The organism is Pectobacterium quasiaquaticum (genome assembly GCF_014946775.2).
GTDB classification, from domain to species: Bacteria; Pseudomonadota; Gammaproteobacteria; order Enterobacterales; family Enterobacteriaceae; genus Pectobacterium; species Pectobacterium aquaticum.
This window is the reverse complement of record NZ_CP065177.1, coordinates 875,364-889,952: the sequence shown is the minus strand read 5'-3', so window position 1 is coordinate 889,952 and position 14,589 is coordinate 875,364. Positions and strand designations below refer to the sequence as shown.

General features: G+C 54.9%; 12 protein-coding genes. 3 read left to right on the top strand and 9 right to left on the bottom strand.

The window, feature by feature from the left end:
- The first annotated feature begins 32 nt into the window (after positions 1-32).
- Both IG609_RS04030 and IG609_RS04025 read left to right on the top strand, forming a co-directional pair.
- A complete protein-coding gene (locus IG609_RS04030; RefSeq protein ID WP_039306715.1) occupies positions 33-797 on the top strand; it encodes an amino acid ABC transporter permease in 765 nt (254 codons plus the stop codon).
- Positions 784-1,506 (top strand): amino acid ABC transporter ATP-binding protein, encoded by a 723-nt coding sequence (locus IG609_RS04025; RefSeq protein ID WP_095700430.1) that lies wholly within the window; start codon positions 784-786, stop codon positions 1,504-1,506. Before IG609_RS04030 ends, IG609_RS04025 begins: the two co-directional genes overlap by 14 nt.
- 53 nt (positions 1,507-1,559) lie before the next feature.
- On the opposite strand, the gene IG609_RS04020 is transcribed toward IG609_RS04025, so the two are convergent.
- The 8 genes from IG609_RS04020 to cysJ form a co-directional block, all read right to left on the bottom strand.
- Complete coding sequence (locus IG609_RS04020; RefSeq protein ID WP_189338692.1) at positions 1,560-1,892, bottom strand: DUF3561 family protein; 333 nt, start codon at positions 1,890-1,892, stop codon at positions 1,560-1,562.
- 57 nt (positions 1,893-1,949) lie between these two features.
- Positions 1,950-2,630 (bottom strand): adenylyl-sulfate kinase, encoded by a 681-nt coding sequence (cysC, locus tag IG609_RS04015; protein ID WP_226373414.1) that lies wholly within the window; start codon positions 2,628-2,630, stop codon positions 1,950-1,952.
- Positions 2,569-3,996, bottom strand: coding sequence for a sulfate adenylyltransferase subunit CysN (gene cysN / locus IG609_RS04010; RefSeq protein WP_039285240.1), 1,428 nt, complete (start codon positions 3,994-3,996; stop codon positions 2,569-2,571). The genes cysC and cysN overlap by 62 nt, the downstream gene beginning before the upstream one ends.
- A gap of 74 nt (positions 3,997-4,070) precedes the next feature.
- Positions 4,071-4,979: a sulfate adenylyltransferase subunit CysD gene (cysD, locus tag IG609_RS04005; RefSeq protein WP_010299862.1), complete on the bottom strand. Its 909-nt coding sequence runs from the start codon at positions 4,977-4,979 to the stop codon at positions 4,071-4,073.
- A 9-nt stretch (positions 4,980-4,988) separates the two neighbouring features.
- Positions 4,989-6,431, bottom strand: a complete 1,443-nt coding sequence (gene cysG / locus IG609_RS04000) for a siroheme synthase CysG (RefSeq protein WP_193397290.1) — start codon at positions 6,429-6,431, stop codon at positions 4,989-4,991.
- Positions 6,432-6,716: 285 nt separating this feature from the next.
- On the bottom strand, positions 6,717-7,451 hold the full coding sequence (locus IG609_RS03995) for a phosphoadenylyl-sulfate reductase (protein ID WP_116186494.1): 735 nt from the start codon (positions 7,449-7,451) through the stop codon (positions 6,717-6,719).
- 12 nt (positions 7,452-7,463) lie between these two features.
- Positions 7,464-9,197 carry an assimilatory sulfite reductase (NADPH) hemoprotein subunit gene (cysI, locus tag IG609_RS03990; protein WP_193397291.1) on the bottom strand — a complete coding sequence of 578 codons (1,734 nt, stop codon included), beginning with the start codon at positions 9,195-9,197 and terminating at the stop codon, positions 7,464-7,466.
- Entirely contained in the window at positions 9,197-11,026 is a 1,830-nt protein-coding gene (gene cysJ, locus IG609_RS03985; RefSeq protein ID WP_193397292.1) for an NADPH-dependent assimilatory sulfite reductase flavoprotein subunit, read from the bottom strand. Before cysJ ends, cysI begins: the two co-directional genes overlap by 1 nt.
- A gap of 362 nt (positions 11,027-11,388) precedes the next feature.
- On the opposite strand from cysJ, the gene IG609_RS03980 reads away from it, so the two are divergent.
- Positions 11,389-13,068: a hypothetical protein gene (locus IG609_RS03980; RefSeq protein WP_193397293.1), complete on the top strand. Its 1,680-nt coding sequence runs from the start codon at positions 11,389-11,391 to the stop codon at positions 13,066-13,068.
- 53 nt (positions 13,069-13,121) lie between these two features.
- Here the strand turns inward: IG609_RS03980 and IG609_RS03975 are convergent, their stop codons facing one another.
- The gene (locus IG609_RS03975; RefSeq protein WP_193397294.1) at positions 13,122-14,414 is read right to left on the bottom strand and encodes an ABC transporter substrate-binding protein; all 1,293 of its coding nucleotides are present in this window, start codon (positions 14,412-14,414) and stop codon (positions 13,122-13,124) included.
- Positions 14,415-14,589 lie beyond the last annotated feature (175 nt).

The window sequence follows — 14,589 nt, the reverse complement described above, 5'->3', positions numbered from 1 at the left end:
TTACGTTAGCCTATTCAAAAAAGGAAACGATCTTGACGGGATTTCGTTGGGAGATCATTCAGGAATATGCCCCGCTGTTTATGGAAGGCACCTGGATGACCATCAAATGCACCATTATCTGTGTCATTCTTGGCACCTGCTGGGGATTAACGCTCGGATTAGGCCGCTTAGCCCAGGCACCGCACGGGCCGTGGAAATATATCCTGCACTACGGCGTTCAATGGCCGGTACGCATCTACATCAGCGCCTTCCGCGGCACGCCGCTGTTTGTACAAATCATGGTGGTGCACTTCGCGCTGGTGCCGCTGTTCATCAATCCGCGTGACGGGCTGCTGGTGACCAGCAATATTATGTCGGTCGATTTTGCCCGTACGCTACGCTCAGATTACGGCGCGTTCCTCTCTTGCATCGTAGCAATTACGCTGAATGCGGGTGCCTATGTCTCTGAGATATTCCGCGCTGGCATTCAGTCGATCGATCGCGGCCAGATGGAAGCCTCACGCTCTCTCGGAATGAGCTATGGCCGCACCATGCGGAAAGTCATTCTGCCGCAGGCTTTCCGCCGCATGCTGCCACCGCTGGGCAACAACGCCATCGCGATTGTGAAGGATTCATCGCTGGCTTCAGCAATCGGATTGGCGGATCTCGCCTATGCCGCTCGTACGGTGTCAGGGGCTTACGCCACGTACTGGGAACCCTACTTGGCGATCTCTATCGTTTATTGGGTTATTACTTTCCTGCTTTCGCTGCTGGTGCGGCACATGGAAACGAGGTTTGGCAAAAGTGATTCACGTTAAAAACCTGCAAAAACAGTTTGGCGATACGCATGTCCTGCGTGGTATTTCCTGCGACATCGCCCCTCAGGAAGTGCTCTGCCTGATTGGCCCATCCGGTTCAGGAAAAAGTACCTTTCTGCGCTGCATCAACGCACTGGAGACGCTGTCGGCAGGCGAGATCACGGTCAACGGTTTTGCCATTCACGATCAGAAAACCAATATCAATCGCGTGCGTGAAAGCGTGGGGATGGTGTTCCAACGCTTTAATCTGTTTCCGCACATGACGGTGTTGGAAAATGTGATTATGGCGCCGATGGATGTGAAGAAATTGCCGCGTGCGCAGGCCGTTGAACGGGCGAAAGCGTTGCTCAGCAAGGTCGGCCTGCTGGATAAAATCGATGCCTGGCCGAATAGCTTGTCCGGTGGGCAGCAGCAGCGTGTCGCGATTGCCCGCGCGTTAGCGATGGAACCCGCGATCATGTTGTTCGATGAACCCACATCCGCGCTGGATCCAGAACTGGTTGGTGAAGTGTTAGCGGTCATGAAAACGTTGGCGAATGAAGGAATGACGATGGTCATCGTGACCCATGAAATGGCATTTGCCAGAGAAGTAGCCGATAGAGTGATCTTTATCGATCAGGGGATTATTCAGGAACAAGGGACGCCAGAAGCGATTTTTACGCATCCGAGTAACCCGCGCACGCAGGCTTTCCTGAGCAAGATACTGTAGCGCGTTAAAACCACAGGCTGTCAGCGCCTTCCACGCTGGCAGCCTTTTTCTTTTTACCACCCCATCAAAAAAGAAAAGACCAGCCAGAACAGACAGACCACCGTCAAGCCCGTCGCAAAGAGCGTATAAAAGAGATAGCCTCTCAGCAAAAAGCTAAACCCGACGCCAACCAGCACTGAAAACGGCATCAGCGCCAGAAAAAACGGCCAAGTGTAGAGCATGAAGAAAAACGTGGTATTGGAGCCGTATACCAGAAAAGGGATAGTAAAGGCCAACCAATAAAAAGAGAACCCCGTGACCGCCCCCATAAACTGGTAGGAAACGCCGTCATCTTCTTCTTGTGCTGGCCGAGTCTTGCTAATCGTTAACTGCGTAGCATTTTGCATAATCTTTCCCATTCTTCCCCTGAATCACCCAACAACGCGGTGAAAAAAGCGGGGACATCAGAGCTTGATAATAGCTCGCTTGCCAAGCAGATCTAACAATTGGTCTGTCAAATTTGTTACGAATTGTTCGCCATCCAGATGACTATCCGGCGCTTCCGGCGCTTCATACGCCGAGTCAATCCCAGTGAAATTACGTAGCTCTCCCGCACGGGCTTTTTTATACAAACCCTTAGGATCGCGCGCTTCACAGGTCGCTAACGGCGTATCCACGAAGACTTCGATGAACTGCCCTTCGCCCAGTAAATCCTGCACCATTTTACGCTCGGCGCGGTGCGGCGAGATAAACGCGGTCAGGACCACCAGACCCGCATCCACCATCAGTTTGGCAACTTCACCCACGCGGCGGATGTTTTCGCGCCGATCGTCGTCGGTGAAGCCTAAATCACGGCACAACCCGTGCCGCACGTTGTCGCCATCCAGCAGGTAGGTGCTGACACCACGCTGATGTAGCGCCTGTTCCAACGCCCCCGCCAGCGTGGATTTACCGGATCCAGACAACCCGGTAAACCAGATAACGACGCCCTGATGACCATGCAATTTCTCGCGCGACTCTCGGGTGACATCGTGTGCATGCCAGACGACGTTATCGTCAGTCGGTTCATCGCGTAAAGACACGTTATTTGCCTCCCAGCAGATCGCGCGCACCCCAATGTGGGAAGTGGCGACGTACCAGCGCATTCAGTTCCAGCTCAAACGCGCTGTGTGCGCCCGGCTCCTGATACACCTGCTCGATAGGTTCCCGCACCAGCCCCGCACCGACCGTGACGTTGCTCAGGCGATCGATAAAGATCATCCCGCCCGTCACCGCATTGTGCTGATAGTTGTCCAACACCAGCGGCTCATCAAAAATCAGCTCAACCGAACCGATACCATTCAACGGCAGGTTCTCCGCGACGCGCTGCGTCAGCGTATTGATCTCAACCTGATACTGAATATTCTCGACCCGAGCACGCGTTTTCTTACCGCCAATCTTGATGTCGTAGCTCTGTCCCGGCACCAGCGGCTGCTCTGCCATCCAGACGACATCCACCAGCGCATGCTGCACCGCTTTCAGCGATTCGCTGCTGTCGATCAGCAGGTCACCACGGCTGATATCCACCTCATCCGCCAGCACCAGCGTAATCGCTTCACCCGCCTGCGCCTGCGGTAAATCCCCGTCAAAGGTCACAATACGGCTGACGGTGGATTCTACGCCGGATGGCAGCACTTTAACCCGTTGCCCAACGCGGATGATGCCGGAGGCCAGCGTTCCCGCGTAGCCGCGGAAATCCAGATTCGGGCGATTCACATACTGCACCGGGAAGCGCATCGGCTGCTCCAGCGTGCGCTGTGCCACATTGACCGTTTCCAGCACGTCCAGCAGCGTCGGTCCGGTATACCAGCCCATCGTCGTACTCGGCGTTGCGACATTGTCGCCATCCAGCGCGGAAATCGGCACAAAGGTGATATTCAGGTCGGCAGGCAGTTGCTGAGCAAAATCCAGATAGTCCTGCTTAAATTGCTCAAACACCGTTTGCTGATAATCCACTAAGTCCATTTTGTTCACCGCCACCACCAGATCGCGAATCCCCAGCAGGGTCGCAATAAAACTGTGACGACGGGTTTGATCCAATACGCCTTTGCGCGCGTCAATCAGCAGGATCGCCAGCTCGCAGGTTGATGCGCCCGTCGCCATGTTACGGGTGTACTGCTCGTGTCCCGGCGTATCGGCGATGATGAATTTGCGTTTTTCCGTCGAGAAGTAGCGGTAGGCCACGTCAATCGTGATGCCCTGCTCACGTTCAGCCTGAAGCCCATCAACCAGCAGCGCCAGATCCAGTTTTTCGCCCTGCGTGCCCAGACGCTTGCTATCATTGTGCAGCGTACTGAGCTGATCTTCATAAATTTGGCGCGTATCGTGCAGCAAACGACCAATCAGCGTACTTTTTCCATCGTCGACGCTACCGCAGGTCAGGAAACGCAACAGCGTTTTATCCTGCTGCGCGTGTAAATACGCTTCCACACCGCCCTGCTCGGCGATCTGCTGTGCAATCGCATTGTTGATGATGACGGCATCTTTCTCAGCCGCATTTTCTGCCGCTGTGTCTTTTAACGAAGTTTGGCTCATTCGACGATTCCTCAGAAATACCCTTGACGCTTTTTCAGCTCCATTGAACCGGCCTGATCGCGGTCAATTACCCTTCCCTGACGCTCACTGGTAGTGGAAACCAGCATCTCTTCGATGATTTCCGGCAGCGTTTGCGCCTCTGATGCCACCGCGCCCGTCAGCGGCCAGCAGCCTAACGTGCGGAAGCGCACCATGCGCTGTTCGATCACTTCACCGGGTTGCAGATCGATGCGATCGTCATCCACCATCAGCAGCATGCCATCGCGTTCCACCACCGGACGCGGCGCGGCCAGATACAGCGGAACAATATCGATGTTTTCCAGATAGATGTATTGCCAGATATCCAGCTCGGTCCAGTTGGAGAGCGGGAAAACGCGAATGCTCTCGCCTTTATTAATCTGGCCGTTGTAGTTATGCCACAGCTCCGGGCGCTGATTCTTCGGATCCCAGCGGTGGAAACGATCGCGGAAGGAGTAAATACGCTCTTTGGCACGCGATTTCTCTTCATCGCGACGCGCCCCGCCAAACGCGGCATCAAAACCGTATTTATCCAGCGCCTGCTTCAGCCCTTCGGTTTTCATAATGTCAGTGTGCTTGGCGCTGCCGTGCACAAAGGGGTTAATCCCCAGCGCTTCACCCTGCGGGTTGCGGTGCACCAGCAGTTCACAGCCGTAGGCCTTTGCCGTCCGGTCGCGGAACTCGTACATTTCACGAAATTTCCAGCCGGTATCAACGTGCAGCAGCGGGAAAGGCAGCGATCCCGGATAGAACGCCTTGCGCGCCAGATGCAGCATCACCGAAGAGTCTTTGCCGATGGAGTACATCATCACCGGATTACTGAACTCGGCCGCTACTTCGCGGATGATGTGAATGCTTTCGGCTTCAAGCTGCCGTAAATGCGTGAGTCGTTTCTCGTCCATACCCTTTCCTTAAGCCAAGTTTACTACCGCTGGGCGGCTGTCTTGTGGCACCGTCGGCGTTGTCTGACCAAACCAGGCAATCTGATGGTGCAAATCCACCACCTCGCCAATCACCAGCAGCGCCGGTGTCGGCGCTTGCCGTGCCAAATGTTCTAACTGTTGCAGCGTGCCAATTTGCACTTGCTGATCGTGTCGGGTGCCGCGACTGATCACGGCAACGGGCGTCTGCGATGAACGGCCATGCGCGATCAGCTGCTGCGAAATCTCGGCGGCCTTCATCGTTCCCATGTAAATCGCCAGCGTCTGACGGCCACGCGCCAGCGTCGACCAGTCCAGCGAATCGCCATCCGGGCGACAGTGTCCGGTAATAAAAAGTACGCTCTGCGCGTAGTCGCGGTGCGTTAACGGGATCCCCGCATACGCCGTGACGCCTGCCGCCGCCGTCACGCCGGGCACCACCTGAAACGTGATGCCGGCCTGCGCGACCGCTTGCAGCTCTTCACCGCCGCGGCCAAAAATAAAGGGATCGCCACCTTTCAGACGCACGACCCGCTTTCCTTCCTGCGCTAGCGTCACCAGTAGCTGATTAATCTCATCCTGCGGCAACGAATGCGCACTGGCACGTTTTCCAACGCAGATGCGTTCGGCGTCGCGGCGCACCAGATCCAGCACGTCGGCGCTGACCAGATGGTCATACAGCACCACATCCGCCTGCTGCATCACCTGTAATCCACGCAGCGTCAGCAGTCCGGCATCACCGGGGCCTGCGCCAACCAGTGCGACTTCGCCACGTGCCGCTGCTGGCTGCTGCTGTTCCTCTTGCTGATGCGCCAGCTGCTGTTGCAATTCATCTTCGGCCTGCGCCAGTTGCCCCGCGGACACCAGCGACGCAAAGCGTCCGACAAACAGCCGCTCCCAAAAGCGACGGCGTGCCGGCATCGAATGCAGTCGAGTTTTAATTCTGTCGCGCCAGCTTCCGGCGATATCCGCCATCGTGCCCAAACTGGCGGGCAGTAATGATTCCAGCTTTTCACGCAGCAGACGCGCCAGCACTGGCGCCTGTCCACCCGAGGAAATCGCCACCACCAGCGGAGAGCGATCGACAATCGAGGGGAAAATAAACGAGCACTTCGGCTGATCGTCCACCACGTTCACCAGCAAATGCCGCTGATTCGCCGCCTCAAATACCGCAGCATTCAGCTCGGCGTCATCCGTGGCGGCAATCACCAGAAACACGCCGGATAACAAATCAGGCGTAAAAGTATGCGCCAGCCATTCAACCTGTCCAGCCTGATGCTGCACCGCCAACGGTTCGGCCAGCGCCTGTGCGACAATTTTTACCTCCGCACCCGCGCGTTGCAGCAGATCGATTTTGCGCGTAGCAACCTCACCGCCACCAACAACCAGTACCGGACGCTGACGAACATCGGCAAATAAAGGGAGATAGTTCACAGTCGCCTTAACTAAGCAAAAAAAGAGATAACGCGACTATACGGTGAGGACAGAACACTTATGAAATGCCGAATTGGAATGACAAGTTCCGTAATGGAATAACAACACGTTTACAACCGTTATTCAGGCGATAAAAAACCGGGCCGTGCTCTAATGCCGATCGTTTAAGCATCGAGATACTCGGGGCGACCACAGGGGTGAGGCGTCCCTACGGGAACCTCCCCCTGTGTTTCCCCTAATAACGGGCTTAAGTAACCAGTATCAGACGATACCCCGTTTTCTCTTTTACCCTTCGTGCAGCCCGCATTCACGTTTCAGACCGAAGAAACGCGTTTCTTCTTCGGCCATACCCGGTTCCCATTTACGGGTGGTGTGTGTATCGCCGACGGACAGATAGCCCTGATCCCACAGTGGATGGTAGCTCAGACCGTTTTCTTTCAGATATTGATACACCGTCCGGTTATCCCAGTCGATAATCGGCAGGAATTTGAAGACGCCGCGCTGAATCGCCAGTACCGGTAATTCACCCCGGCTGCCGGACTGCTCACGACGCAGGCCAGCAAACCAGGTTTTCGCCTTTAACTCGCTCAATGCCCGATTCATCGGCTCGACTTTATTCAGCAGGTTGTAGCGCTCAATGCCTTCTACCCCCTGCTCCCACAGCTTTCCGTAGCGCGCCTCTTGCCAGGCCGGAGACGCTGTTGCGCGATACACTTGCAGATTCAGCGTTAACTGTTCTGTCAGCGCATCAATAAACTGATAGGTTTCAGGAAACAGATAGCCCGTATCCGTGAGAATAACCGGAATATCTGGCCGCTGTTGCGTCACCAGATGCAGCGATACTGCCGCCTGAATGCCGAAGCTGGACGACAACACATAATCGCCCGGCAAATTCTCCAGCGCCCAGCTTACTCTTTCCTGCGCAGACAGCTGTTCAAGTTGACCATTTACGACAGCCAGCGCGGCCGCCTGCTCCGCTTTCGGTAACGCGTTGAGCGCCTCAAGATTAAATTCGGCCATCAGGCTCTCCTGTCAGTCATAAAAATCGCGAGCGGGATCCAGCACCGGTTTAATGATGTTGGTACGAATCACGAAATCCCCGAAGCCTTCATTCGGCTGGCGATCTTGCGCCCACAGCCCGATAAGCCGATCCATTTCTGCAAGGATCTCGGTTTCATTAATGTTCTCGCGATACATACGCGGAATGCGTGTTCCCTCGCGATTCCCACCCAGATGCACGTTATAACGCCCCACCGCTTTACCCACCAGACCGATTTCCGCCAGCATTGCACGGCCGCAGCCGTTCGGGCAACCCGTCACGCGCAGAACGATGTGTTCATCGCCCACGCCGTGCTGCTGCATGATGCCTTCTACTTTCGTGACGAACTCCGGCAGGAAGCGTTCGGCTTCCGCCATCGCCAGCGGACAGGTCGGGAACGACACACAGGCCATCGAATTCTTGCGCTGCTCGCTGACGCCGTCATCAATCAGGCCGTGCTCACGCGCCAGCGCCTCAATCTTCGCTTTGCTACGCGCAGGAACGCCCGCGATGATCAAATTCTGGTTCGCCGTTAACCGGAAATCCCCTTTGTGGATCTTGGCAATTTCCGCCAGACCGGTTTTCAGCGGACGGCCCGGATAATCCAGAACACGACCGTTTTCGATAAACAGCGTCAGATGCCATTTATTGTCGATGCCTTTTACCCAACCGATGCGATCGCCACGTCCGGTAAATTCATAAGGGCGCACCGCTTCAAATTTCACACCGGCACGCGCTTCCACTTCCTGCTTGAAGTTGTCTACGCCCACACGCTCCAGCGTGTATTTGGTTTTCGCATTTTTACGGTTAGTCCGGTTACCCCAATCGCGCTGCGTGGTCACCACCGCTTCCGCAATGGCCAGCGTATGCTCAATAGAAATGTAGCCCAGCTCACTGGCAGTACGCGGGTAAGTTTCTTTGTCGCCGTGCGCGATAGAGAGCCCACCGCCCACCAGCACGTTGAAGCCCACCAGGCGGCCGTTATCGGCAATCGCAACGAAGTTGAGATCGTTCGCATGCAGATCGATATCATTCTGCGGCGGGATCACCACTGTAGTTTTGAACTTACGCGGCAGATACGTTGAACCTAAAATCGGCTCTTCATCCGTCGTGGCGACTTTTTCCTGATCCATCCAGATCTCAGCATAGGCGCGCGTGCGCGGCAGCAGATGCTCAGAAATCTTTTTCGCCCACTCATACGCCTGCTGATGCAGTTCGGATTCTATCGGGTTAGACGTACACAGCACGTTACGGTTCATGTCATTCGCCGTCGCCAGCGCGTCCAGCCCAATGCTATTCAGCATCTGGTGCACCGGTTTCACGTTCGATTTGAGAATACCGTGGTACTGGAACGTCTGGCGGTTCGTGATGCGAATGCTGCCATAGATCGTATTTTCAGTCGCAAATTTGTCGATCCGCAGCCACTGCTCTGGCGTTATCACGCCACCAGGCAGACGGCAGCGCAGCAGCATCGCATGACGCGGCTCCAGCTTCTGCTCGGCACGTTCGGCGCGAATATCGCGGTCATCCTGCTGATACATACCGTGGAAACGGATCAGCAGAAAGTTATCGCCCCTGAAGCCGCCGGTCAGACCATCGTTCAGGTCTTCAGCAATCGTGCCGCGCAGAAAGTTACTTTCTGTCTTCATGCGCTCTGCGTCAGCGAGTTTCCCTTCTACCACTAAGGGGCCGGGGTGTTTTTCACTGAAAACGTATTTTTCACTCATTAGTACACATCTCGCTGATAACGGCGCTCAAGGCGCAGATCGCTTAAAAACTCATCGGCCTGTTCACTGTCCATGCCGCCATGCTCAACTATCACATCCAGCAGTGCCCGCTCGACGTCTTTTGCCATACGGTTGGCATCACCACACACGTACAAGTGTGCACCGTCCTGAATCCAGCGCCAGACTTCCGCGCCTTTTTCCCGCAGTTTGTCCTGCACGTAAACTTTATGCGCCTGATCGCGTGACCAGGCCAGATCGATGTTGGTCAGCAGGCCATCTTTGACGTAGCGCTGCCATTCAACCTGATACAGAAAATCTTCCGTAAAGTGTGGATTACCGAAGAACAGCCAGTTTTTCCCTTCAGCCCCATCGGCATCACGCTGCTGCATAAACGCGCGGAATGGCGCAATTCCTGTGCCCGGCCCAATCATGATGACCGGTGCATCGGAGTTAGCAGGCAGACGGAAGTTATCGTTATGTTCGATGAAGACGCGGATTTCGTCGTCTTCGCTCAGCCTGTCGGCCAGATAGCTGGATGCGCCACCGGCACGCACGCGGCCTTCGTATTCGTAGCGCACCACGCCAACGGTGATGTGCACTTCACTTTCGGCTTCCGCCTGCGAGGAGGCAATAGAGTAAAGACGCGGCGTCAGCGGACGCAGCAGGCCCAGCAGTTGCTCCGCCGTCAGCTCAGTCGGCGCTTGTCGCACCATATCGACCAGCGGTGTGCGCTGTGCAAACTGCTGAAGCGCAGGCTTATCGGCCAACAGCGACAGCAGAGTTTCATTACGCGACAGTGCCGCATACTTCTCGACAATCGGTGCCGTGTTCTGCGTCAGCTCAAAGTGGCTTTTCAACGCCTGCGATAATGGCAGCGTCTTGCCGTCAACGCTGACGGACTCATCGCCTTTCAGCCACAGCAGTTCCAGCAATTCCTGAACCAGCGCGGGATCGTTATCGAACCACACACCCAGCGCATCTCCCGGCTGGTAACGCAAACCAGAATCGCCCAGATCGATCTCGATATGGCGAACATCCTTTTCGGAGTTACGCCCGGTCACTTTCTGATTGACGGCAAACGTGGCATGCAGCGGTGAAGCTTTGCTGTACGGGCTGCTGGTAATTTCATCCAGTGCGCCCTGAGCGGCAATCTGCGCCACGGCGTCACCCTGAACCGGCACCCGCGCCTGTAAAATGTCCACCAGTTGGCGTCGCCACTGTTCGGCAAGCCCCTGATAATCGACATCGGCATCAACGCGATCCAGCAGACGTTCAGCGCCTAGCTCAGCCAGACGGCTATCGAAATCCTTACCCGCCTTGCTGAAGAATTCATAAGAAGTATCACCCAGACCAAACACGGCAAACGCGGTGTCTTTCATCTCTGGGGCTTTTTTGGACAGCAGGAACTTGTGCAGCGCGACGGCTTCTTCTGGCGGCTCCCCTTCCCCCTGCGTCGAGGCCACAATCAGCAGCAGCTTTTCCTGCCCGATTTGCTTGAATTTGTAATCACCCGCATTGACCAGATTGACGGACAGCTTGGCTGCCAGCAGATCGTCACGCAGTTGTTCCGCCACCCGACGTGCATTGCCGGTTTGTGAGGCGGAAATCAGCGTAATCGTTTGTACCGGCACCGTGACTGCGGATGCTGTCGTTGCCGTGGCAGCGATCGCCCCCGGCTGCACATTCCCTGGCTGCTGAACTAAACCCCAGAAATAGCCGGATAGCCAGGCTAGCTGCGTCGATGAGAAATCACCGGTTGCCGCCTGTAAACGCGTTAATTGCTCCACACTCAGCGGAAGCAATGAAGTGGGGGAAACCGGAGTAGTCATTGTGATTTCTGTTTCCTTGTGCCTGTGCTGTTAGCCAACGACGCTAATACAAAAATAGGCAATAAAAAGATGGATGGAGGATAAGGGTAACGATCTGCATCTTAACAATTAAAGAAATGATGGAAATATTAAATAACCAAAATGACTAAATGGTTTTTCTGATAGTCCTTATTGCTTAAAGTGTTATAGCTGGAAGTAGGTATCCAAGTATCCGGCACACCATTTTCTCATAACAAGAGCGCTAAACCGTCTTCTCTAAAAGAAGCGAACAGGCTCACATTTCTGGCGTTCGCCGCAGGAATTGATCCTTTGCAATCGCACATCAATGCGATACTCACGCCAGTGGCAACGGGAGAAAAACGATGTGGCAACGACGCGCGCTGGAACTTAATACGCAGGATATTTGGAACTGGCAACAGGTCATCTCGGTCGTCGATTACGCCCATGAACAGGGTTTCAATACGCTGGTGCTGGGTGCGGCGGATTTACTGGATAAGCTGGTGACGCCGGAAGCCTACAATAACGCGCGTTTTGACGATCGCATCAGCAGCCAGCAGCGTTCACGCTGTGTTTACCTGAATCAGGTCGCGGCGCACTGCCGTGAACAGGGGCTGGCGCTGTATCTGCAATGCAAAGAGCTGTCCTTTCCCACTGATTTACTGCTCCATCACCCGGAATTACTCGACGACAAGCATAGCCTCCGCATGGATACCGATTTTTGGTGCAACTACCTTGCCGCCAAAGTCGAACTGCTGATGCAGCAGATCCCGAGGCTGAGCGGCCTGCTGCTGGCGATTTCCAACAGCGATAGCCTACTGCGCTTTTCTGCCCCTTCCGGCGATGCGATCAACGGTGTCGCTCCCGTTACCACGCTCTGGCCGACCAACGCCGACAGCGAGCAGATCTATCACCGTCTATTCTCCGCCGTCGCCCGCGTGATGCACTACCACCAACGCCATCTGGTATTACGTGCGTTTCCCGCCAGCCATCAGGATATCGGTAATGTCCTGAACGCCATTCGCACACTGCCCGAATCGGTCTCCGTCGCCATTAAAGTCACGCCGGAACGCTTCTGGCCGGAGTTTCCCAATAACCCCGCGCTGCTGGACGTCACCGAGCGTGAAGTCTGGGTTGAACTGGATTTGGCTGGCGAAGAAGTGGGCTGGGGCAATCTCCCCTTTCTGCGTTACACCGAGGTGCAGGGGCGGCTGCTGTGGTGCCGGGAGAAAAACCCAGCGATTGTCAGCGCGCTGTGCCGTATCAGTTGGGAAGGAGTGGATAATCACAGCGTGATCGGCACACTCAGCGAATTTACGTTGTTTGCCTGTTCGCGACTGCTGACTAACCAGACCGCAGCGACAAACGAAAGTACGCTGTTTGCACAGTGGTTAATGACACGCTATCAGTGGCAACCGGACGATAGTGTGCTGCACACAATGCAGGCCTTATTAGATCAGGCTCATCAGGCCATTTCCCTGTCGCTGTACACCCGCCACCACGTTTTTCACCGCCACAGTCTGCTGCCGACCAGCTTTGGTCAGGCGATCTGGAGCCTGTACGGTCAGCTCAATCGCAACCACTGGCTGCCGGGTTCCGGTCAGGATATTACGTTCGATCCGCAACATGCAGAGCTGGCTTCGCAAAACCTCTATCACATTGCGAAAGAGAAAGATGCCGCATGGCAGTTGGCGGAACAGTGCCAGCAGGCCGCACTGCAATTCTCCCGCGAACACACAATGCCGGACGCCCTCAGACAGCGCTGGCAGCAGGAATGGCGCGGGCTGACGCTGTATTGCCGCGCCTTTGTTCACGCACAGAAAGCCTTCTTTACGCTGCACTACTGCAAACAGGTGGAGAACAACTGGACGCTGCGGGAAATCGCCAAAACCAATATTCAGGCGCTGTACGGGATTGGGCATGAGATGGAGGATTTCTGCCTGCAACACCGGGATTACCCAGTGAGCCTACATGTGATGTTTGATGCCGAGCGTCCACGCGCGTTAGCCGATAGCCTGCAACAGCAGTTGGCTGAACTCACGTAACGCACCGGCCAATCACATAGCGTAGTCAGTAACTGACTACGCTAGTCATTCACTTAACGAATCATACGTTTCAGAATACGTTCACCTGAATTACTGAAGTTTTTCGCCGATTCTTCCACGCTCTTCTTGCCATAGTCGAGCTGTTCGATGGTTTGCAGGATCAGGCTGGCCAGCTGTGGATCTTCAAGATACGAGGACACCGGCGTTTGCATCGGTTTTTGCAGCGCCATTGAGAGCCCAGCAACCGACAGATCGTTCGTATCCAGTTTCTGTTTTTCTTCCAGCGCTTGTCTGGCGATACGGCTGAGCGGAATGCCGCGCTCGGTGCCCATCAGCAGCGCGCCTTCAGGATCGTTCATTAGATAATTCAACAACAGTGCCGCTTCTTTCGGGTGCTTGGTAGTTTTACTGATAGCAAACAGCATTGACGGTTTGAAGAACTGCCCAGAGTTGTCCGATCCCGGCGTCATGATGTACGGACCTAATTCTAGCTTACTGGGTGCCGCCAGTGGATCGGCGTATTTCTTCACCACCGAAATCCACAGATGCGCCCCACCGTATTCCCCGTTAATCCAGGGACGTGTTTCATACATGCCGACTTTGCCGAACGCGTTGTAATACTTCGAAGACGGCATCACATGCTCGTCGATCAAACGCTTATAGAAGCGAAACGCCTCGATCCACTGCGCCTCACTGTAGTTAAAGCGTTTATTCTTTTCATCGATCATGCCGATCTGGTACTTCTGCGTCATGTAATAGTTGATCAATTCCAGCATGCCTTCACCGCTGTCCTGCGCAGGTGAAGCAATGGGGAAATAGTTATCGCCCAGTTTCTCTTTAAACACCTTGCCTGCATGGAACAGCTCATCCCAGGTGGTGGGATACGGCAGTTCAGCCTTCTTCCAGGTTTCCGTGTTGTAGTACATCACCAGCGCATTTAGCGAAGTGGAAATCGCGTTCACTTTGCCATCGATCGTCGCTGGCTTCAGCGCATCTTCGGGGAAATCCTGCAATTTCAGCGTATCGGTCAGCTTATTCAGGTCATAAAATCCGGTGCCCGTCTTGGAAAAAATCGGCAGCCAGTTCCAGTTAACCTGTAGCACATCCGGTTCTTCGCCGCTGGCAATCTGCGTCGTCAGGCGGGATAGGTGCCCGTCCCAACCGGTATATTCTGGTTTCACGCTGATGTGCGGATACTTTTTCTGAAACGCTTCCAGCGCGGTCAAGGTCGCCTGATGGCGGCTGTTTCCTCCCCACCAAGAGAGGCGTAATTCTACGGGTTCAGCAGCCTGCGCGAACGAACAGAGCGCAGAGAAGGCGATGGCAATCAGTCCAGGTAATCTCATTTTTCCCCCAACGACATTATTATTGTGTTTGTGCGTGTGTCTGGCGTACTGGTGTGGCGATATAGATGAGAAAGCAGGTCAGGTACATAGCCGTGAATCAAACCATTTCTCGACGCTGACAAGATAGGCAGAACCCTTTTTATCGTGCTAGTGATCACGGCGGGAAAACGCGTGA